Here is a 22,867-nt window from a genome sequence, read left to right as displayed (position 1 = left end):
ATATGCTCAGCATCATAACGTGAGGTTGATTTCCGCCCCGGCCGCTGACGCTTCGCTTTCGCGCAGAGCTTCCTGGGGGCGTCCAGCCTCCACTTCAATCAACTTATATAAGGATTACGTTTTTAACAAATGCTAGCCTAACTTTTTGAAGATGAACTATTAAACGGTTGATTTATAGCAACAGATACAGAAGAAGTATCCCACCACTATAAGTAGAGAGATGAATGCGGTTTTAAGTTACTTTTCCGCGCGTATCCAACATCCCCTTAAATAGAGGAGCTCAGTCTAAAAACGTCGTCCTCTGGCAATTTATCTGTGTGAAAGCGAAACGACATCAACAACAACACACGACTGAATGGCCAACATCATGCCGCTGGCGCTACACTTTCGCGCAACAAACATCTGTAGGCCTAAGCACAAAGCAGATTCCAGACTCAATTATGCCGAGGTATAATTGATTTTCTGTACTGTCTTCACCGCTAGCGGTTCGTAAAAAAGGTCCCTATTTCTGCTTTTTGGCATTTCACCAATTATGTATACATAAAATAATCTAATTCAAAGTAAAATTGTTTTTACTTATTTTAACATAAAAAAACCAATCTGTAAGCGTCCCTACAGATTGGTTTAAAAATTTAGCTTGCGCTAAAATTATTTTTGGATAGAAGCAACTACGCCAGCGCCTACAGTACGGCCACCCTCACGGATAGAGAATTTAGTACCTTCTTCAAGAGCGATTGGAGCGATAAGTTCTACTGTCATTTCGATGTTATCGCCAGGCATTACCATTTCAACGCCTTCTGGTAAGTTACAGATACCTGTTACGTCAGTTGTACGGAAGTAGAACTGAGGACGGTAGTTAGTGAAGAATGGAGTATGACGGCCACCCTCTTCTTTTGATAAAACATAAACTTCAGCTTTGAAGTTAGTGTGTGGAGTGATTGTACCTGGTTTAGCTAATACTTGACCACGTTGGATTTCTTCACGAGCTACACCACGAAGTAAAGCACCGATGTTGTCACCAGCTTCAGCGTAGTCTAATAATTTACGGAACATTTCTACACCAGTTACAGTTGTAGATTTAGCTTCTTCAGTGATACCGATGATTTCGATAACGTCACCAACTTTAACTTGACCACGTTCAACACGGCCAGTTGCAACTGTACCACGACCAGTGATAGAGAATACGTCCTCTACTGGCATCATGAATGGTTTGTCAGTTTGACGTTCTGGAGTTGGGATGTAAGAATCTACAGCGTCCATTAATTCAACGATTTTTTCTTCCCATTCAGCTTCGCCTTCAAGAGCTTTAAGAGCTGAACCTTTGATTACTGGAAGATCGTCGCCTGGGAAGTCATATTCAGAAAGTAGGTCACGGATTTCCATTTCTACTAATTCTAATAATTCTTCGTCGTCAACCATATCACATTTGTTCATGAATACTACTAAGTATGGAACACCTACTTGACGAGATAAAAGGATGTGTTCACGAGTTTGTGGCATTGGGCCGTCAGCAGCAGATACTACTAAAATACCGCCGTCCATTTGAGCAGCACCAGTGATCATGTTTTTAACATAGTCAGCGTGTCCTGGGCAGTCAACGTGTGCATAGTGACGAGTATCAGTTTCATATTCTACGTGAGAAGTATTGATTGTGATACCACGTTCTTTTTCTTCTGGAGCGTTATCGATATCAGCGTATGATTTAGCTTCTCCACCCATTTTTTTAGAAAGAACTGTTGCGATTGCAGCAGTTAAAGTTGTTTTACCATGGTCAACGTGTCCGATTGTACCAATGTTAGCATGCGTTTTTGAACGGTCGAATTTTTCTTTAGCCATTAGAGATTGCCTCCTCAAAATTATATGTTTTTATTTTTTAAAATTTTATAGAATAATTGCTGATGGCGAACGGGCCCATCCACCATCCCACAATCATAGCTTACAAATTAGTTATACTTTATGCAAGGTGAAAATTCAATTATTCACCTTTATTTTTTTTGATGATTTCTGCAGCGATTGATTTTGGTACTTCTTCATAATGATCGAATGTCATTGAGAATACACCACGTCCTTGCGTTGCTGAACGAAGAGTTGTTGCATAACCAAACATTTCCGCTAAAGGAACCATTGCACGAACAACTTGAGAGTTACCGCGAGCTTCCATACCCTCAACGCGTCCGCGACGAGAAGTAATGTTACCCATGATATCACCTAGGTATTCTTCTGGAATTACAACTTCAACTTTCATCATTGGTTCTAAAATAACTGCATCACATTGTTTCGACGCTTCTTTAAGAGCCATAGATGCAGCAATTTTGAACGCCATCTCATTCGAGTCAACGTCATGGTAAGAACCGAATACTAATTTCGCTTTAATGTCGATTAGTGGGTAACCAGCTACTACACCGCGGTCAAGAGAGTCACGAAGACCAGCTTCTACTGCAGGAATGTATTCACGAGGTACTACACCACCAACGATAGCGTTTTCGAATTCAAAGCCTTTACCTTCTTCATTTGGAGAGAACTCAATCGTTACGTCTCCGTATTGTCCACGACCACCAGATTGGCGAGTGAATTTACCTTGAACTTTTGCAGAGCCACGGAATGTTTCACGGTAAGATACCATTGGAGCACCTACGTTAGCTTCTACTTTAAATTCACGGCGCATACGGTCAACTAAGATATCAAGGTGAAGCTCACCCATACCTGAGATGATTGTTTGTCCAGTTTCTGTGTCAGTGTGAGCACGGAAAGTTGGATCCTCTTCTTGAAGTTTTTGTAAAGCTTGACCCATTTTATCTTGGTCAGCTTTTGATTTTGGTTCTACAGAAAGAGAAATTACTGGCTCAGGGAATTCCATTGATTCAAGAATAACTAGGTTTTTCTCGTCACATAGAGTATCACCAGTAGTAGTATCTTTAAGACCTACTGCTGCTGCGATATCCCCAGCAAATACTTTAGAGATCTCTTCACGAGAGTTTGCGTGCATTTGTAGGATACGACCTACACGTTCACGTTTACCTTTAGAAGAGTTTTGTACGTATGAACCTGAATCTAATGTTCCAGAGTACACACGGAAGAAAGTTAATTTACCTACGAATGGGTCAGTCATAACTTTGAATGCAAGAGCTGAGAATGGCTCCTCATCTGAAGAATGACGTTCTAATTCCTCGTCACCATCAACATCAGTACCTTTGATTGCTGGTACATCTAATGGAGATGGTAAGTAATCAATAACTGCATCTAACATTGGGCGTACGCCTTTGTGTTTGAATGCTGTACCACAGATTACTGGGTAAAATTCTACTGCGATCGTAGCACGACGGATAGCCGCTTTAAGTTCAGCAACAGAAATTTCTTCGCCTTCTAAATATTTTTCCATGATTTCTTCATCAACACTTGCAACAGCATCGATTAATTTTTCACGGTATTCTTCAGCTTGTGCGCGGTGTTCTTCAGGAATTTCACCTTCAGTTACTGCTGTACCTTTTTCGTCGCCGTAGAAAGTAGCTTTCATTTCAACTAAGTCAATGATTGCTGAGAACTGATCTTCAGCTCCGATAGGTAATTGGATAGGATGAGCGTTTGCTTGTAAACGATCGTGTAGAGTTCCTACAGAATATAAGAAATCTGCTCCTGTTTTATCCATTTTGTTAATGAACACGATACGTGGAACGCCGTAAGTTGTAGCTTGACGCCATACTGTTTCAGTTTGAGGTTCAACACCAGATTGAGCATCAAGAACTGTTACAGCACCATCAAGTACGCGTAGTGAACGTTCAACTTCTACAGTGAAGTCTACGTGTCCAGGAGTATCGATGATGTTTACACGGTTGCCGTTCCATTGAGCTGTTGTCGCAGCAGAAGTGATTGTGATACCACGTTCTTGCTCTTGTTCCATCCAGTCCATTTGAGAAGCGCCTTCGTGAGTTTCACCGATTTTGTGAATCTTACCTGTGTAATAAAGGATACGCTCAGTAGTTGTTGTTTTACCAGCATCAATGTGAGCCATGATCCCAATATTACGTGTATTCTCAAGAGAGAATTCGCGTTTCATAAGGTATTTCTCCTTCCATATTGGGCTTATGCAATGTTTAGATTACCAACGGTAGTGAGCGAATGCTTTGTTCGCTTCTGCCATTTTGTGCATATCTTCACGCTTTTTAACTGATGCACCAGTGTTGTTAGAAGCATCAAGGATTTCGTTAGCTAAACGCTCTTCCATAGTTTTTTCACCACGAAGACGAGCGTAGTTAACTAGGTAACGAAGACCTAAAGTTGTACGACGTTCTGGACGTACTTCTACTGGCACTTGGTAGTTAGAACCACCAACGCGGCGAGCGCGTACTTCAAGAACTGGCATTACGTTATTTAGAGCAGCTTCGAATACTTCAATTGGATTTTCACCAGAACGTTCTTTAACAAGTTCGAACGCACCGTATAAAATCTTTTGAGAAGTACCTCTTTTACCATCAACCATCATTTTATTAATTAAACGAGTTACTAGTTTTGAACTATAAATTGGATCTGGTAACACGTCACGTTTGGAAACAGGACCTTTACGAGGCATGTGTTTTCCTCCTTTCGAATAGTTATCGATTTATTTTATAAGAATTGCCTTGTCATATTTGTCGTGCAAATTCCCAATCTGCTAGCGAGATTAGAAATTTGGGACAATTACTTAGGCTCATTATTAAGCAATGCTAAATAATGTTAAATTATTTTTTTTCTTTAGGGCGTTTTGTTCCGTATTTAGAACGTGATTGTAAACGACCGTTTACACCAGCTGTATCAAGAGCTCCACGTACGATATGGTAACGAACACCCGCTAAGTCTTTTACGCGTCCGCCACGGATAAGAACAACACTGTGCTCTTGTAAGTTGTGGCCTTCACCTGGGATATAAGCTGTAACCTCGATTTGGTTAGTTAAACGTACACGAGCGTATTTACGTAACGCTGAGTTTGGTTTACGAGGTGTCATTGTACCCACACGAGTACAAACTCCGCGTTTTTGTGGAGATTTAACATCAGTTAAAGATTTTTTAAATGAGTTATATCCTTTGTTTAACGCTGGTGATTTTGATTTCGTGATTTTAGATTGACGAGGCTTACGTACTAATTGGTTAATTGTAGGCATCGGTATTTCCTCCCTTCATTTATTCCTTGTTAATACCACACATCCAGGTGGTTCATTTTTTGGGTAAAAACAAAGTCTTTGTGTTTAATACACAAAAACTAATCTACAGTAATCGCAACTACTGCAGCTCCAACGTGGATTCTACAGGCCTTGCCCAGTTCCTTTTTGGACTCAACAAGAATAACTGGTATACCGATTTCTCTCGCGAAAGATATGGCCGAATCGGTTACCCAATTGTCTGCATCAAGTGCCACAAAAAGTTCTTTCACTGAACCAGCTTGCATTGCTTTTACTGCTTGCTTTGTACCTATGATTGTTTGACTTGCCCTTACTCTATCATAAGACATTTTCATATCCTCCGAAGTACAGACAGTTAACTATCAACCTTCAATATATTATCATTACCAATTTCGACTGTCAACTAATATCTTTAAAAAGCCCGAAGAGATGATAAAAACACATCTCTTCGGCAATTATTTTAATGATTATTCAGCAGAAACTAGGTCTTCTGTGTCAAGCTCATCTTTTTCAATACGGATTTGACGGTAACGTTGCATACCAGTACCTGCAGGAACAAGTTTACCGATAATTACGTTTTCCTTCAGACCAAGAAGTTCATCACGTTTTCCTTTAATAGCAGCATCCGTTAACACACGAGTTGTTTCTTGGAATGATGCAGCGGATAAGAATGATTCTGTTTCAAGAGACGCTTTTGTAATACCTAGGATAACAGGACGACAAGTTGCAGGGTTTTTGCCATTTAGCACAGCATCTGCATTTGCTTCTGAGAATTGGTGAATATCTAGTAATGAGCCTGGTAATAATTCTGTATCACCAGCTTCGATTACACGTACTTTACGAAGCATTTGGCGAACCATTACCTCGATATGTTTGTCTCCAATTTCTACCCCTTGCATACGGTATACTTTTTGTACTTCTTTTAACAGGTATACTTGAACTGTTGAAACGTCTTTAACTTTTAACAATTGTTTTGGATCGATAGAACCTTCTGTTAATACTTGACCACGTTCTACAAAGTCGCCTTCTTGTACTTTTAGACGAGCATTGTAAGGTGCTGCGTATTTACGTGTCTCTACTTCACCTTCAATTGTAATCTCTTTTAGACCTTCACGGATTTCAGTGATGTCTGAAACAGTACCTGCGATATCAGAAATAACTGATTGACCTTTAGGATTACGTGATTCAAAGATCTCTTGGATACGTGGAAGACCTTGTGTAATATCATCCCCGGCAACCCCACCTGTATGGAATGTACGCATTGTTAATTGTGTACCTGGTTCACCGATTGATTGAGCCGCAATGATACCAACTGCTTCTCCAACTTCAACCTCTTCACCTGTTGCTAAGTTCATGCCGTAACATTTTTTACATACACCATGTTTTGTATTACATGTGAATGCTGAACGGATTGTTACTTCCTCGATACCAGCCTCGATAACTGTACGAGCGATATCTTGATCGATCAAGCCATCTTTTTCTAAGATAACTTCACCTGTTTCTGGATGCACGATTGTTTTCTTCGTATGACGACCGATAATACGTTCATCTAACGCTTCAATTAGCTCTGTGCCTTCCATTAACGCACCGATTGTTAAACCTCGGTCAGTTCCACAGTCATCCTCACGAACGATAACATCTTGTGCTACGTCAACAAGACGACGTGTTAAGTAACCTGAATCGGCAGTTTTTAGGGCTGTATCGGCAAGACCTTTACGAGCACCGTGAGTTGAGATGAAGTACTCTAATACCGTTAAACCTTCACGGAATGAAGATTTAATTGGAAGTTCGATGATACGACCAGCCGGGTTGGCCATCAGACCACGCATACCTGCTAACTGTGTAAAGTTAGATGCGTTACCACGGGCACCTGAGTCAGACATCATAAAGATTGGGTTTGTTTTCTCAAGCGACTTCATCAGCTTCGATTGAATTTCATCTTTCGCAGCACTCCAGCTTGAGATAACGCGATCATAACGCTCTTCTTCCGTGATGAAACCACGACGGAATTGCGCTTGAACTTTATCTACTTTTTCTTGAGCTACCGCTAAAATTTCGCCTTTGTCTGGTAATACGACGATGTCAGATACACCTACAGTGATACCAGCACGTGTTGAATATTTGAATCCTAGGTTCTTCATGCGGTCAAGCATTTTAGATGTTTCAGTGATGTGGAAACGTTTAAATACTTCAGCAATGATATTACCTAAGAATTTTTTACGGAATGGGTTTACAACTGGTACCGATGCAAAGTGTTTGCGCAGTACAGCTGTGCGTTGTGCATCAACTTTACCTTTTTCATCAAGTCCATTATAAGCAGCATCTGCCTCAAGCTCTTTTAACGTATCTTCATCAATTGTTAAGTTAACAAAGTATTTGTCTGGTGTTTCTTGTTCTAAGTTGAAGTCAGTTGGCTCATTAATATATGGGAATGATTTAGGCAAGATTTCGTTAAAGATTACTTTACCAACAGTCGTTAATAGGAACATATTATTTTGTTCCTCAGTAAATGTTGGGTTGTTTAACGAACTTGCTTTAATCGCAATACGAGTATGCAAGTGAACATGACCTGTGTCATATGCAATTAATACTTCGTTTGGTCCATAGAAAATCGTTCCTTCACCGCGAGCTGTTTCACGCTCAAGTGTTAAGTAGTAGTTACCTAATACCATATCTTGAGATGGTGTTACAACTGGTTTACCGTCTTTCGGGTTCAGGATATTTTGAGCAGCAAGCATTAGAAGACGAGCTTCTGCTTGTGCTTCTGCTGATAATGGTACGTGAACCGCCATTTGGTCACCATCGAAGTCAGCATTATAAGCTGTACATACTAATGGGTGAAGACGAATAGCACGACCTTCAACTAGTGTTGGCTCAAACGCTTGAATACCAAGACGGTGAAGCGTAGGTGCACGGTTTAGTAATACTGGATGCTCACGAATTACATCTTCTAAAACGTCCCATACATCGTTGTTTAAACGCTCGATTTTACGTTTAGCAGATTTAATATTGTGAGCAAGACCACGTTCTACTAACTCTTTCATTACGAAAGGCTTGAATAATTCAATTGCCATTTCTTTTGGTAGACCACATTGGTACATTTTTAAGTTTGGACCTACTACGATAACCGAACGACCAGAGTAGTCAACACGTTTACCAAGTAAGTTTTGACGGAAACGACCTTGTTTACCTTTCAGCATATGAGAAAGTGATTTTAATGGACGGTTACCAGGACCTGTTACAGGACGACCACGACGACCGTTATCAATTAATGCATCAACAGCTTCTTGTAACATACGTTTTTCGTTTTGTACGATGATACTTGGAGCACCAAGGTCTAGTAAACGTTTTAAACGGTTATTACGGTTGATTACACGACGATATAAATCGTTTAAGTCAGAAGTTGCGAAACGGCCACCATCTAATTGCACCATCGGACGAAGCTCTGGTGGAATAACCGGTAGTACATCTAAAATCATCCATTCAGGAGAGTTACCTGAGTTACGGAATGATTCAACAACTTCAAGACGTTTAATTGCACGTGTACGTCGTTGACCTTGTGCTGATTTTAACTCTTCTTTTAAAGAATAAGTTTCATCTTCAAGATCAATTTTACCTAATAATCTTTTAATTGCTTCCGCACCCATAGCTGCTTCGAATGTGTTGCCGAATTTTTCGCGATATGCACGGTACTCTTTTTCAGAAAGTAGTTGTTTACTTTCTAAGTTTGTAGCGCCTGGCTCGATTACAACGTAAGAAGCAAAGTAAATTACTTCTTCTAGTGCACGTGGGGACATATCTAAAATAAGACCCATACGGCTAGGAATACCTTTGAAGTACCAAATATGAGATACTGGTGCCGCTAATTCGATGTGGCCCATACGTTCACGACGAACTTTAGCGCGTGTTACTTCTACTCCACAACGATCACAAACTACGCCTTTATAGCGTACACGTTTGTATTTACCACAATGACACTCCCAGTCCTTAGTTGGACCGAAAATACGCTCACAGAATAAACCATCTTTTTCTGGTTTTAAAGTACGATAGTTAATTGTTTCAGGTTTTTTGACTTCACCGTATGACCAAGAACGAATCTTGTCAGGAGAAGCTAAACCAATTTTCATATATTCAAATTCATTAACGTCTATCAAGGAGCCTACCTCCCTCTAGTATAGGTCTTTAAAAAGACTCTTTTACGCAGCTCGATAATCGTTTGCAAGAATCATGTCTCTTTAGCAAAAGATTAAAAATAGAATGATTTATTGAAAGAAAAAGCCGGACAGGGCGTTAAATCCTGCCCGACTAATTTGAAAAATAACTTTGACCGTGTTCACAAAGAATGCGAATTAACGTTTCCCATTATTCAAAAGACTCTACTGGCTCTTCTTCTTTTTCTTGCTTTGGTGCAATGCTAAGTGCGTCAGCTGGTTGAAGATCCTCTTCTTCGTCTAAGTCACGAAGCTCTACCTCTTCATCATTGATCGTTAACATTTTCACATCCATACCAAGTGATTGAAGCTCTTTAATCAATACTTTGAATGATTCAGGAACGCCTGGCTCTGGTACACTTTCACCTTTAACGATTGCTTCGTACGTCTTCACACGACCAACAACGTCATCGGATTTAACTGTTAAGATTTCTTGAAGTGTATAGGCAGCACCGTATGCTTCAAGTGCCCATACCTCCATCTCACCAAAGCGTTGTCCACCGAACTGTGCTTTACCACCAAGTGGCTGTTGAGTAACAAGTGAGTAAGGACCAGTTGAACGTGCGTGAAGTTTATCATCAACCATGTGAGCAAGTTTGATCATGTACATGACACCAACTGATACACGGTTATCGAATGGCTCACCTGAACGTCCATCATACAGGATTGTTTTACCATCGCGGTTCATACCTGCTTCTTCCATTGTTTCCCAAACGTCATCCTCGTTGGCACCATCAAATACTGGAGTTGCCATATGAACACCTAAGTAACGAGAGGCCATACCTAAGTGTAGCTCTAAAACTTGTCCGATGTTCATACGAGAAGGTACGCCAAGTGGGTTTAACATGATATCAACAGGAGTGCCGTCTGGCATGAATGGCATATCCTCTTCTGGTAAGATACGAGAGATAACCCCTTTGTTACCGTGACGTCCGGCCATTTTGTCCCCTACGCGGATTTTACGTTTTTGAACAATGTAAGCACGAACTAATTGGTTAACACCCGGTGGTAATTCATCGCCATCTTCACGGTTAAATACTTTAACGTCAAGAATAATACCGCCAGCACCATGTGGTACACGTAATGAAGTATCACGAACTTCACGAGCTTTTTCACCGAAGATAGCATGTAATAAGCGTTCTTCAGCTGTTAATTCTGTAACCCCTTTAGGTGTTACTTTACCTACAAGAATGTCACCATCGCGTACTTCCGCACCGATACGGATAATACCACGTTCATCTAAGTTACGAAGTGCATCTTCCCCGACGTTTGGAATATCGCGAGTGATTTCTTCAGGTCCTAATTTTGTATCACGAGACTCTGATTCATATTCTTCAATATGAACAGATGTATAAACATCGTCTTTTACAAGGCGTTCGCTCATGATAACAGCATCCTCATAGTTATAGCCGTTCCAAGTCATGAACGCAACAAGTACGTTACGACCAAGAGCAAGTTCACCATTTTCCATAGACGGACCGTCTGCTAAAATGTCACGAGGTTTCACACGTTCGCCAACTTTTACAAGTGGACGTTGGTTGTATGAAGTACCTTGGTTAGAACGAATGAATTTTTGTAATTTATATTTTGTTAAATCGCCTTTAACCTCTTTACCGTCAACGACTTCAATACGACGAACATTGATGGAGCGAGCTTCAACGTGCTCAACAATACCATCATATTTCGCTACTACAGCCGCACCTGAGTCACGCGCATCAACGTGTTCCATACCAGTACCAACAAATGGTGCTTCTGGGTTAAGAAGAGGAACCGCTTGACGTTGCATGTTGGCACCCATAAGTGCACGGTTCGAGTCATCGTTTTCTAAGAACGGGATACATGCAGTCGCAGCTGACACTACTTGTTTAGGAGATACATCCATGTAGTCCATTTGCGATTTATTAAATACTGTATTATCCCCACGGAAACGACCTACTACTTCGTCTTTAGCAAATGAACCATCAGGATTTAATGGTGAGTTCGCTTGTGCTACATAGTAGTTATCTTCTTCATCTGCTGTTAAGTAATCAATTTGATCCGTTACTTGACCTGTTTCATGGTCGATACGACGATAAGGTGTTTCAATGAATCCAAATTTATTTACTTTGGCAAATGAAGATAAAGAGTTGATTAAACCAATGTTCGGACCCTCTGGTGTCTCGATTGGACACATACGACCATAGTGAGAATAGTGAACGTCACGTACTTCGAAACCAGCACGCTCACGTGTTAAACCACCAGGTCCTAATGCAGATAGACGACGCTTATGCGTTAACTCTGCCAATGGGTTTGTTTGGTCCATGAATTGTGATAATTGAGAGCTACCAAAGAACTCTTTAATTGACGCAATTACCGGACGAATATTAATTAATTGCTGTGGTACGATAGCAGCTGTATCGTTAATAGACATACGCTCACGTACTACACGTTCCATACGAGATAAACCGATACGGAATTGGTTTTGTAAAAGCTCACCAACAGAGCGTAGACGACGGTTACCTAAATGGTCAATATCATCTGTTGCCCCTACTTGGTAAAGTAAGTTAAAGAAATAACTTACTGAAGATAATACGTCAGCAGGTGTAACATTCTTCACTTCTTCATCGATATACGCATTACCGATAATATTGATTTCTTTTTGCGCTTCATCTTTCGGTGCATAAATTTTAATAGACTGGATTGTTACGTCATCTTCAAGCACTCCACCTACTTGTGATAAAGTGCGGAAACCGATACCTTTTGATGTATCTTCTAGATACGGTAAGATTTTATCTAAAGTACGACGGTCAAGAACTGTACCCTTCTCTACTAAAATTTCGCCTGTCTCTGGGTCTACAAGCGTTTCAGCAATCGTTTGGTTAAATAAACGATTTTTGATATGAAGCTTTTTATTCATTTTGTAGCGACCAACATTCGCTAAATCATAGCGTTTTGCATCGAAGAAACGAGAGTATAATAAGCTCTTCGCACTTTCAACTGTTGGTGGCTCACCTGGACGTAAACGTTCATAGATTTCTAAAAGTGCTTTTTCAGTGCTTTCAGAGTTATCTTTTTCTAACGTATTACGTAAATATTCGTTATCACCGATAATATCGATAATTTCTTGGTCTGAACCGAAGCCTAATGCACGAAGTAACACCGTTGCTGGTAGCTTACGAGTACGGTCAATACGCACATATACTACATCTTTCGCATCAGTTTCATATTCTAACCATGCACCACGGTTTGGAATAACTGTCGCTCCGAAACCTTTCTTACCGTTTTTATCAGTTTTATCATGGAAATACACACTTGGTGAACGGACTAATTGTGAAACGATAACACGTTCAGCACCATTGATAATGAACGTACCTGTCTCTGTCATTAATGGGAAGTCACCCATAAAGACATCCTGTTCCTTCACTTCGTCTGTTTCTTTGTTATAAAGACGTACTTTCACACGTAATGGAGCTGCGTAAGTAACATCTCGCTCTTTACACTCATCAACATCATACTTAGGATCTCCTAATGAATAATCGATGAATTCTAATGAAAGATTACCTGTAAAGTCCTCGATCGGCGAAATGTCACGGAACATTTCACGTAAACCTTCTTCAAGGAACCACTCGTAAGACGCCGTTTGAATCTCAATCAGATTTGGAAGCTCAAGCACCTCGTTAATACGCGCAAAGCTTCTACGCTGGCGGTGTTGTCCATACTGAACTAGTTGACCTGTCAACTCATTCACCCCTCAATAAAGCGATATTAGGTCTTTGCAAAATCATACAAATAGTGTATGATTTCGAAAGACAAAAAGAAAACGAGTCTTCAAAAAGATCTCATTTTCGGTTAACTAAACTTATCTTGGCAAGTATACCCACATTAAAACAATCATATTCAAAAAGGGCATACGACCTCAAAATAATATTTTTGCATTGTATCATGTTATCATAGCCGATTTGTCAAGTCAATAATTTATACATATTTCACTTATTTTTTCGCACGTACTATCCAGTACCCTTTTTTCTTCTCTACAACATCGACTTCAGAAAATTTTTCTTCTAAGTAACTTACCGTTGATGGTGCACCCTGCTTCTTCTGTATTACTACCCACAGCTCACCAGATGACACTAACTTATCGTAAGCTCCATCGTAAAAGCGGAAAATTGTTTCCTTTCCTGCGCGAATTGGAGGATTGGTTAAAATAGCTGCGGCGTTCACATCATTGTCAACCATCGATAGTCCGTCACTCACAAATATCCGTACATTTTGAACACCGTTTACTTGCGCGTTTTTTTGCGAGAGCGCAGCAGCACGTTCGTTGATATCCATCATAAAAACGGTACGGTCTGGGTTTGTTTTGGCAATCGATAATCCGATCGGCCCGTATCCACACCCCACATCAAAAATCGCACCATCAATATCAGGCATTTGAAAAGCATCTATCAAAACACGGGATCCAAAATCTACTTCGCTTTTACTAAATACACCTGCATCCGTTTCAAAGGAAAACGTATGCCCTAACAACTTGAATGTCCAGTGACGAGGTTTACTCTCAGTTTGAGGCTTACTCGTATAATAGTGATCTGACATTTCCACGCCTCCTCAGAATGAAGAAAAAAGCTCGCCACAATGACGAGCTTTCCTTTTGTTTAAAAGTAACGCGAGATTACTTAACTTCTACAGATGCGCCAACTTCTTCAAGTTTAGCTTTGATTTGTTCAGCTTCATCTTTAGATACGCCTTCTTTAAGAGCTTTAGGAGCGTTATCTACTACTTCTTTAGCTTCTTTAAGACCTAATCCAGTGATTTCACGAACCGCTTTGATTACTTTAATTTTTTCAGCACCAGCAGATGCTAATACTACGTCAAACTCAGTTTTTTCTTCAGCAGCGCCAGCAGCAGCACCTACTACTGCTACAGGAGCAGCAGCTGTTACACCGAATTCTTCTTCGATAGCTTTTACTAAATCGTTTAATTCAAGAACTGTCATAGCTTTGATAGCTTCTAAGATTTGCTCTTTATTCATTATAATTTCCTCCTAATTGGATAATGTTTTATTGTTTATTGCGGTCAAGCCGCGGAAGTTATAGTGCGTATGAAATTACGCGCCTTGTTCTTCTTTTTGTTCTGCAACAGCTTTTGTTGCAAGTGCGAAGTTGCGCACTGGAGCTTGAAGTACAGATAAAAGCATAGAAAGAAGACCTTCGCGTGATGGAAGTTCTGCAAGTGCTTTAACATCTTCAACAGAAGAGATTGTTCCTTCAATAATACCCGCTTTAATTTCTAAAGCTTCGTTTTTCTTTGCGAACTCGTTGATGATTTTAGCAGGAGCTACAACATCTTCAGTTGAGAACGCAATTGCGTTAGGACCAACTAATACGTCATTGATTCCTTCAAGACCAACAGCTTCAGTAGCACGACGTGTTAAAGTGTTTTTGTAAACTTTGAACTCAACGCCAGCTTCACGAAGTTGTTTACGAAGTTCAGTTACTTGCGCAACGTTAAGACCACGGTAATCCACAACTACTACAGAAGCAGCATTTTGGAATTTCTCAGTAATCTCTTGAACTTGTGCTTGTTTGTTTTCGATAACTTTGCTCATGATGACACCTCCTATTAGAATGGGTCATTTATACCGACAAAAGAAAAGCCTCTGGGTCAAATAGACGCAGAGGCTGAAAGTCATCATCTTTAAAATAAGAATCCGAATTCCGCTGTCCTCGGTAGGATCATTAAGTGACAAGTCACTCCTACTGTCTACGGTACAAATGGATGATTCACAACAGCAACCATCTTATCATAGATAAACAGCGCCGTCAATAGATTTACATAAAAACTTTAATTATTTTACTGCTACGCTTGAAGCATCAACTTTAATAGCTGGACCCATTGTAGTTGTAACGTTTACAGATTTCATGTAAGTACCTTTAGCTGCAGCAGGTTTTGCTTTTTGCACTACATCAAATACAGTTAAGAAGTTTTCTACTAATTTTTCTGCAGAGAAAGAAGCTTTACCGATAGGAGCGTGGATGATACCAGCTTTATCAGCACGGTATTCTACTTTACCAGCTTTAATTTCGTTGATAGCTTTTGTTACATCGAAAGTAACTGTACCAGTTTTAGGGTTTGGCATTAAACCTTTAGGTCCTAATACACGACCAAGTTTACCAACTTCACCCATCATGTCAGGAGTTGCAACGATTACATCGAAATCAAACCAACCTTGTTGGATTTTTTGGATGTATTCTGCATCGCCTACATAATCAGCACCAGCAGCTTCAGCTTCTTTAAGTTTTTCACCTTTAGCGAATACTAATACGCGTTGAGTTTTACCAGTACCGTTTGGTAACACTACTGCACCACGGATTTGTTGGTCGTTTTTACGAGTATCGATTCCTAAACGGAAAGCAACTTCTACAGTAGCGTCGAAGTTCACTGTGCTAGTTTTTTGAGCAAGTTCGATTGCTTCTTGCGCACCGTATACTGCGTTACGGTCGATTAATTTTGCTGCATCTTGCAGTTTTTTACCTTTTTTAGCCATTATATAATTCCTCCTTGATTGTGGTTATAGCGGATTTTACCTCCCACGAATAAAGGTTGCGCGTTCACAAAGAAACTCCGCAACCTTCCAAAAAACAAATACATCATCAAGTAATGGGATTAGTCTTCGATAACAATACCCATGCTTCGTGCAGTACCTTCAACCATTAACATAGCAGCTTCTACTGAAGCAGCGTTAAGGTCTGGCATTTTAGTTTCAGCGATTTCGCGAACTTTATCACGTTTAACCGTTGCCACTTTTTTACGATTTGGTTCACCAGATCCAGATTGGATACCAGCTGCTACTTTAAGTAGAACTGCTGCAGGCGGAGTTTTTGTAATGAAAGTGAATGAACGGTCCTCGAATACTGAAATTTCAACTGGAATAATAAGACCAGCTTGATCTGCAGTACGCGCGTTGAATTCTTTACAGAATCCCATGATGTTCACACCTGCTTGACCTAATGCAGGACCAACCGGCGGAGCTGGGTTTGCTTTACCAGCAGGGATTTGAAGTTTAACAACCTTAATAACTTTTTTAGCCACGAGACACACCTCCTTAAGTCCGTGATGTGGTAATAGGGTTACCCCTCCCACTCAATATCTGTCTGTCAGCTAAGTGCCGATAACATTAAAATTATCATTGCAGACGTCAAACCAAAGTATGACAATCTGACCTAGAAATGATACCACTTTTAATTTTTTTAAGCAAGTAGTAATTAACAAAATCTGCGACATACGTCTTAGACATATGTCATTTTAGTTACTTGAACTACATTTTTTGTATTTGCTCAAAATCTAATTCCATAATTGTTTCGCGACCAAACATATCGACAGAAACTTTCACTTTTCCTTTTTCGGTGTCAATTTCTTCAACACGTCCTTGGAAGTGAGCAAAAGGCCCTTCTAATACTTCTACTGCTTCTCCAACAGAAATATCAATCTCGACAATTTTGTCAGTCATTCCCATCTGTTGTAATAGACGATCCGCTTCTTCAGGTAATAAAGGTGTCGGTTTTGCACCACCACCAGATGAACCGATAAAGCCAGTTACACCCGGCGTATTACGTACAACATACCATGAATCATCTGTCATAATTAGCTCTACTAAAACATAACCAGGGAAAACCTTACGCATCATTGTACGCTTTTTCCCATCCTTCATTTCTGTTTCTTCGTGTTCAGGCACAATAACGCGGAAAATCTTATCCTGCATACCCATTGTTTCTACACGTTTCTCTAGGTTTGCTTTTACGCGGTTTTCATACCCTGAATACGTATGAACAACATACCAATTTTTCTCCATAACTACTAGGACTCCTCGTCCGTCCCTCCCTTACAAATAAAAGTGAAAATGAATCGAATATGCTAAGCGCACTCTTTACTCTTTTCACAAACTGCTCATTAGAAAAACATAGCTTTCGCTAATAGCTAGCGAAAGCCTGATGATATATACCAAATCTAGCATAGTCATCTATCGCTACCCTCATACTATCCCTAGTAGCATACTTACCATATTGAGAATATTTTACTGCTGTTCACTTCTTCAATTTCACCTTGGCGTAATTGCGTCCGGATTTTGAATTGTGCCTAGGCCTGCACGATGCAGGTCAGTTAGCCGTTTTCGCAGGATGCGAAGGTTTTAGGCTAACATCCTCGTATTCATTCCTTTAAAAACCCGTGACATCCGCCGGAGGCTTTATCTTCATTCAGTAGGCGTTTGGACACCCACAGAAAAGGAATTATAACCATATTTATCTTACCACCTATTGAGATGGGAGTCTCCTGTAGCTGACGCTTTGCTTTCGCTACAAGAAACATTTGTTGCTGTCGCTTCGCTTTCGCACAGAAAAGATCTGCTGAATGAAGATAAAACAAACGAAAAAACCCGTTTATTGTAATGACGGGCTATTTCAGAAGTATTAACATGCTATTTACTAAATTATAAATCTAAGTACCAGCGGAATAATGATGAAACACCTAAGTCTACTACCACAAAAAATAAAGCCATAATTACAACAGTTGAAATTACAACGACTGTATATTTCGTCAGTTCTTTACTTTTTGGCCAGCTTGTTTTGCGCATTTCCGACATTACATTGCTGAAAAAGCCTTTAATCTTACCCATTCTAGCCTAACCTCCGAATCAATCATATCTGTCTATTTAGAAATTATTTTATAGCGTTTGTTTATGCACTGTATGTTCATTGCAATGCGAGCAAAATTTCTTTAATTCGAGGCGTACAGTTGCATCTTCCTTAGCTGGAAACGTATAATTTCTCGATCCGCATTTTTCGCAATTTAGAACGACCTTTTTTGCCATTTAATCACCTTTTCGGCACTTTGTCTTTTCAAGACTAACACCTATATTTGTCAATGTCAACAAAGGCATACAACCGCTAAGACATTTCTTCAAGAACTAAATGTCGCTCTAATTTGCGCTTTACTCGTTGCAAAGCATTGTCAATAGACTTCACATGACGATTTAATTTCTCAGAAATTTCATGATAAGACTGTCCGTCTAAGTAAAGAGCTAACACTTGTAGCTCTAATTCACTTAAAATCTCACCCATCTTTTCTTCTAGGTAGCCAAACTCTTCTCTATGAATCATTAATTCTTCCGGATCATCCATAATAGCACCGGTTAACACATCCATTAATGTACGGTCTGACTCTTCATCAAAAATAGGCTTGTCCAAAGAAACATAAGAATTTAGTGGTATATGCTTTTGTCTTGTAGCTGTTTTAATAGCCGTAATAATTTGTCTTGTAATACATAATTCAGCAAAAGCTCGGAAAGAAGCAAGCTTATCTCCCTTAAAATCACGAATGGCTTTATATAAACCAATCATGCCCTCTTGCACAATGTCTTCCTTGTCTGCACCAATTAAAAAATAAGATCTAGCCTTCGCTCTCACTAACAAACGGTATTTCGTAATTAAATAATCCAACGCATCTGTATTACCTTGATGCACCATTTCAATAAGTTCTTCATCATTGAATCGTTCAAAATCTTGTGTCACTTGTACAATACTATTTTTAAACATGGTATCACCTCAGCCACAACAGATAATTAGGAACAGTATAACGGATTTGGAAAATATGAGTCAATCAATCATTTCAAACCACGCCGCCATTTTTCGAAGGCCAAAGCAACATCGGGCTTTAGTGCAATGCGAGAAGGCGGCCTGCTATCCTGTTTTCGTTTCACATCATGAGAAATTTTATGCTGGATAATACCCATATCAATTTCTAGCTCTCTAGCCGATTTTCGAAGAGCACCATTACCAAAAATAACATTTTGCTCTGCCATATCAGAGGTTGCTACGTGAATCTGTACATTTCTAGCTTTTAGTTCGTGTGTCATCTTTTCAATACGTTCATCTGCTGTTTCGTTTTTCCGTGTATAAATGACTTCGACATCATTTTCTAAATAAGTTTGCTCCACACCCGGTACAAGGTGTGCGTCAAAAACTATAATTACGCGCCACCCTATAGCTGCCTTATATTCAGCCATAAGCTCAATTAATCTTCTACGGGCATCTTCAAAATTTGTATCACGTAATGGTCGTAGCTCTTTCCAAGCTCCTATCATATTATAGCCGTCAACAAGCAAAATGTTTTTCATTGTCAATCATTCGCTTCTTGACGTTTACGATACACTTCGTACATTAAAAGTGCAGCAGCTACTGATGCATTTAGTGATGTGACATGCCCAACCATCGGTAGATGATATAAAAAGTCACATTTCTCTTTTAATAAGCGGCCCATTCCTTTGCCTTCACTACCAATAATAATCGCAAGTGGTAATGTTGCATCCATTTTACGATAGTCTGCAGAACCTTTTGCATCTGTCCCCGCAATCCATACCCCTCGGTCTTTCAGCTCATCTACCGTTTGCGCTAGGTTATTAACACGCACGACAGGTACATGTTCAATTGCTCCAGTTGATGCCTTTGCCACTACAGCTGTTAAACTCACAGAACGGCGCTTCGGAATAATAATACCATGCGCACCTATCGCATCAGCAGTTCGCATAATAGAACCCAGATTATGCGGGTCCTCTAGCTCATCTAAAATTAAGAAGAATGGATCTTCTTGTTTTTTTGCCGCTGCAGCAAATAAATCCTCTAACTCTGCATATCTATATGCTGCAACAGAGGCAACTATTCCTTGGTGATTGGCATCTGATAATTGATCCACCTTTTTTTTCGGGACAAATTGGACGATAACTCCACGTTCTCGCGCTAAATCTAGAAGTTCATTAACCCCTGATTTTTTCACACCTTCTGCAATCCATACTTTATTCATATCGCGGCCTGAACGAAGTGCTTCTAACACTGGGTTTTTACCGGCAATAATTTCACCATTTTGCTCTGTCATTAATTCGACACTCCTTTCGATTCCTCGATGATTTGAATAGCGTATGCAATGATTGCATAAACGCGTTCCAATTCATTTAATAAATATAAACTACCAAGCACAGCCTCAAAGCCTGAGCTATTACGGTATGTTTGAACATCTGTATTTTTTGGCACAGAGCCGGATTTGGCATTGCGTCCACGACGGAACACAGCCAACTCCTCCTCTGTTAAAAAGCCTACATCCATCATTCGATGTACAATCATAGATTGTGCTTTCGCTGATACGTAACGTGTCGCTTCTTTATGAAGTGTGTTCGGTTTGACACGGCCGGCACGTAGTAAATGCTCTCGTATCTTTTGTTCTAAAACTGCGTCTCCCATATAGGCTAACGCTAATGCATTTAATTGCTTAACATCTTCGTTGCGGAGTTTATCCAAGTTACTTACCCTCGTTTCCATCTAGTTCCTTGTCGCGTATCTTCTAAAATGATACCTTGCGCTTGCAAATGGTCACGAATTTCATCCGAACGAGCAAAATCACGATTTTTACGTGCTTCTACACGTTCCTGTAAAAGTGCTTCAATTTCTTCGTCTAATAGCTCTTCTTCTTTTGCAAATTTAATACCTAAGACGTCACCTAACACCTCAAAAGTTTCAGTAAAACTTAATAATACTTTTTCATCAGTATTCGTTTCATTTAGATAAATATTTGCGATACGTGCTAATTCAAATAATACAGAAATGGCATTGGCTGTATTAAAGTCATCATCCATCGCTTCTTCAAAGTGAGCTTTTTGTTCAGCAATTTTCCCAAGCCATTCTTCTGAGTGATCACCTAAGCTCGCAGTTGCTGTTAAACGGTGTTTCACATTGTTATAGGCAGTACGAATTCGTTCTAACCCATTTGCGGCTGCGTCTACTAAATCCTTCGCAAAGTTAATCGGATGACGATAATGCACAGAAAGCATAAAGAAGCGTAAAACTTGTGGGTCAATTTGTTTACGAATATCATTAACGAGTATAAAATTACCAAGGGATTTGGACATTTTTTCATTATCAATATTAATATACCCGTTGTGCATCCAATAACGCGCAAATGTTTTATCATTATGAGCTTCAGATTGCGCAATTTCATTTTCATGATGCGGGAATGTTAAATCTTGCCCACCAGCATGAATATCAATAGTATCTCCTAAATGCTCACGAGCCATTACAGAGCATTCAATATGCCAACCTGGACGTCCTTTGCCCCAAGGACTTTCCCAGTAAATTTCGCCTGGCTTCACAGCTTTCCATAGAGCGAAATCTAACGCATCATCTTTTTTCTCTCCTGCTTCTATACGAGCACCAATTTTTAAATCATCCACCGATTGGTGAGATAATTTACCGTAACCATTAAATTTACGAGTTCGATAATAAACATCACCAGCTGACTCATAAGCATAGCCTTTATCGATTAAAACTTGAATAAATTGAACGATATCATCCATATGCTCTGTTACGCGTGGATGCACATCTGCTTTCTTGCAACCTAGCGCTGTAACATCTTCAAAGTATGCGGCAATAAAGCGCTCCGTTAATTCATGAACTTCTTCACCAAGTTCATTTGCAGCCTTAATAATTTTGTCGTCCACATCAGTGAAATTTGAAACAAATTTCACATCATAGCCTTTGTATTGGAAATAACGACGCACTGTGTCGTAGACAATTACAGGACGTGAATTCCCAATATGAATGTAGTTATAAACCGTCGGACCGCAAACGTATATTTTTACTTTGCCTTCTTCCAACGGTATGAATGTTTCCTTTTGTCGTGTTAATGAGTTGAAAATTTGAATACTCATTGTGTTTCTCTCTCCTTTTGTAAGCGTTCGATTTCATGATTCAATGCTGCAATCTGCTTCTCGAAAGCTTGACAACGTTCTTCTACAGGGTCAGGTATATTTTGGTGATCTAGTTTTTTCTCTAGACGGATTCCATCCTTAATCACTATTTTACCAGGAATACCGACAACTGTAGCATTTGGCGGCACTTCTTTTAAGACAACTGAACCCGCACCGATTTTACTATTTTCTCCAATTGTAATAGAACCTAAAACTTTTGCACCTGTCGCAACTAATACATTATCTTCTAATGTCGGGTGGCGTTTCCCCTTTTCTTTTCCTGTACCACCTAAAGTTACACCTTGATACAACGTTACATTATCACCAATCTCACATGTTTCACCAATTACAACGCCCATCCCATGGTCAATAAAGAAACGTCGACCGATTTTCGCTCCAGGATGAATCTCAATTCCAGTAAAGAAACGACTAATTTGTGAAATGGTACGGGCTATAAAATAAAAACGCTTTTTAAAGAACCAATGGGCAACTCGATGTGACCAAGTAGCGTGCAAACCTGAATATGTTAGTATAACTTCGAATACACTACGCGCCGCTGGATCATTCTCAAAAATTGTTTCTACATCTTCCTTCATTCTTTTAAACACAAAAAGCTCCCCCTTTTCATTTTGATCTGCTTTGACCCTTTGAAAATTCCACTAATCAACCGCATCCCTGGCCATTGAAATGCTATAGCTGACGTTGATTTCACCGCAGAGTTAATGGAGTAGAAT

General features: G+C 39.8%; 22 protein-coding genes and 1 other annotated feature. All 22 genes read right to left on the bottom strand.

What is annotated here, in order from left to right:
* Positions 1–648: 648 nt before the first annotated feature.
* A complete protein-coding gene (gene tuf, locus ACZ11_RS00930) occupies positions 649–1,836 on the bottom strand; it encodes an elongation factor Tu (protein ID WP_049662830.1) in 1,188 nt (395 codons plus the stop codon).
* A 139-nt stretch (positions 1,837–1,975) separates the two neighbouring features.
* Positions 1,976–4,054: an elongation factor G gene (fusA, locus tag ACZ11_RS00925; RefSeq protein WP_049662828.1), complete on the bottom strand. Its 2,079-nt coding sequence runs from the start codon at positions 4,052–4,054 to the stop codon at positions 1,976–1,978.
* A gap of 42 nt (positions 4,055–4,096) precedes the next feature.
* Positions 4,097–4,567: a 30S ribosomal protein S7 gene (rpsG, locus tag ACZ11_RS00920; RefSeq protein WP_036123710.1), complete on the bottom strand. Its 471-nt coding sequence runs from the start codon at positions 4,565–4,567 to the stop codon at positions 4,097–4,099.
* A gap of 148 nt (positions 4,568–4,715) precedes the next feature.
* Entirely contained in the window at positions 4,716–5,135 is a 420-nt protein-coding gene (gene rpsL / locus ACZ11_RS00915; RefSeq protein WP_010860613.1) for a 30S ribosomal protein S12, read from the bottom strand.
* A gap of 98 nt (positions 5,136–5,233) precedes the next feature.
* Positions 5,234–5,482 carry a ribosomal L7Ae/L30e/S12e/Gadd45 family protein gene (locus ACZ11_RS00910; protein ID WP_049662823.1) on the bottom strand — a complete coding sequence of 83 codons (249 nt, stop codon included), beginning with the start codon at positions 5,480–5,482 and terminating at the stop codon, positions 5,234–5,236.
* A gap of 138 nt (positions 5,483–5,620) precedes the next feature.
* A complete protein-coding gene (gene rpoC, locus ACZ11_RS00905; protein ID WP_049662821.1) occupies positions 5,621–9,307 on the bottom strand; it encodes a DNA-directed RNA polymerase subunit beta' in 3,687 nt (1,228 codons plus the stop codon).
* Between the two features lie 208 nt (positions 9,308–9,515).
* Positions 9,516–13,091, bottom strand: coding sequence for a DNA-directed RNA polymerase subunit beta (rpoB, locus tag ACZ11_RS00900; protein WP_201778485.1), 3,576 nt, complete (start codon positions 13,089–13,091; stop codon positions 9,516–9,518).
* Positions 13,092–13,333: 242 nt separating this feature from the next.
* Positions 13,334–13,936: a class I SAM-dependent methyltransferase gene (locus tag ACZ11_RS00895; RefSeq protein WP_049662815.1), complete on the bottom strand. Its 603-nt coding sequence runs from the start codon at positions 13,934–13,936 to the stop codon at positions 13,334–13,336.
* A 76-nt stretch (positions 13,937–14,012) separates the two neighbouring features.
* Positions 14,013–14,372 (bottom strand): 50S ribosomal protein L7/L12, encoded by a 360-nt coding sequence (gene rplL / locus ACZ11_RS00890; protein ID WP_049662812.1) that lies wholly within the window; start codon positions 14,370–14,372, stop codon positions 14,013–14,015.
* Between the two features lie 75 nt (positions 14,373–14,447).
* Positions 14,448–14,948 (bottom strand): 50S ribosomal protein L10, encoded by a 501-nt coding sequence (rplJ, locus tag ACZ11_RS00885; RefSeq protein WP_049662809.1) that lies wholly within the window; start codon positions 14,946–14,948, stop codon positions 14,448–14,450.
* Between the two features lie 32 nt (positions 14,949–14,980).
* Positions 14,981–15,127, bottom strand: a sequence feature (ribosomal protein L10 leader region).
* Positions 15,128–15,188: 61 nt separating this feature from the next.
* Complete coding sequence (rplA, locus tag ACZ11_RS00880) at positions 15,189–15,887, bottom strand: 50S ribosomal protein L1 (protein WP_049662807.1); 699 nt, start codon at positions 15,885–15,887, stop codon at positions 15,189–15,191.
* A gap of 119 nt (positions 15,888–16,006) precedes the next feature.
* The gene (gene rplK / locus ACZ11_RS00875; protein WP_004233593.1) at positions 16,007–16,432 is read right to left on the bottom strand and encodes a 50S ribosomal protein L11; all 426 of its coding nucleotides are present in this window, start codon (positions 16,430–16,432) and stop codon (positions 16,007–16,009) included.
* A 226-nt stretch (positions 16,433–16,658) separates the two neighbouring features.
* Positions 16,659–17,192: a transcription termination/antitermination protein NusG gene (gene nusG / locus ACZ11_RS00870; protein ID WP_049662801.1), complete on the bottom strand. Its 534-nt coding sequence runs from the start codon at positions 17,190–17,192 to the stop codon at positions 16,659–16,661.
* Between the two features lie 356 nt (positions 17,193–17,548).
* Positions 17,549–17,764 (bottom strand): hypothetical protein, encoded by a 216-nt coding sequence (locus tag ACZ11_RS26850; protein WP_049662798.1) that lies wholly within the window; start codon positions 17,762–17,764, stop codon positions 17,549–17,551.
* 64 nt (positions 17,765–17,828) lie between these two features.
* Positions 17,829–18,014: a preprotein translocase subunit SecE gene (gene secE, locus ACZ11_RS00860; protein WP_049662795.1), complete on the bottom strand. Its 186-nt coding sequence runs from the start codon at positions 18,012–18,014 to the stop codon at positions 17,829–17,831.
* A 48-nt stretch (positions 18,015–18,062) separates the two neighbouring features.
* A complete protein-coding gene (gene rpmG / locus ACZ11_RS24805) occupies positions 18,063–18,209 on the bottom strand; it encodes a 50S ribosomal protein L33 (protein WP_082172627.1) in 147 nt (48 codons plus the stop codon).
* 76 nt (positions 18,210–18,285) lie between these two features.
* Positions 18,286–18,933, bottom strand: a complete 648-nt coding sequence (gene sigH, locus ACZ11_RS00855) for an RNA polymerase sporulation sigma factor SigH (protein ID WP_049662792.1) — start codon at positions 18,931–18,933, stop codon at positions 18,286–18,288.
* A 68-nt stretch (positions 18,934–19,001) separates the two neighbouring features.
* Positions 19,002–19,514, bottom strand: a complete 513-nt coding sequence (locus ACZ11_RS00850) for an NYN domain-containing protein (protein WP_049663470.1) — start codon at positions 19,512–19,514, stop codon at positions 19,002–19,004.
* A gap of 2 nt (positions 19,515–19,516) precedes the next feature.
* A complete protein-coding gene (rlmB, locus tag ACZ11_RS00845; protein ID WP_049662791.1) occupies positions 19,517–20,269 on the bottom strand; it encodes a 23S rRNA (guanosine(2251)-2'-O)-methyltransferase RlmB in 753 nt (250 codons plus the stop codon).
* Entirely contained in the window at positions 20,269–20,688 is a 420-nt protein-coding gene (locus ACZ11_RS00840) for a Mini-ribonuclease 3 (protein WP_276525225.1), read from the bottom strand. Before ACZ11_RS00840 ends, rlmB begins: the two co-directional genes overlap by 1 nt.
* Before the next feature lie 5 nt (positions 20,689–20,693).
* Complete coding sequence (gene cysS, locus ACZ11_RS00835; RefSeq protein ID WP_049662788.1) at positions 20,694–22,094, bottom strand: cysteine--tRNA ligase; 1,401 nt, start codon at positions 22,092–22,094, stop codon at positions 20,694–20,696.
* A complete protein-coding gene (gene epsC / locus ACZ11_RS00830) occupies positions 22,091–22,741 on the bottom strand; it encodes a serine O-acetyltransferase EpsC (protein ID WP_049662786.1) in 651 nt (216 codons plus the stop codon). The genes cysS and epsC overlap by 4 nt, the downstream gene beginning before the upstream one ends.
* Between the last annotated feature and the right edge of the window lie 126 nt (positions 22,742–22,867).

The sequence above is a fragment of the Lysinibacillus xylanilyticus genome, assembly GCF_001183605.1.
GTDB lineage: Bacteria > Bacillota > Bacilli > Bacillales_A > Planococcaceae > Lysinibacillus > Lysinibacillus xylanilyticus.
The sequence above is the reverse complement of the archived record's forward strand: the minus strand, read 5'-3'. Positions and strand labels throughout refer to the sequence as shown.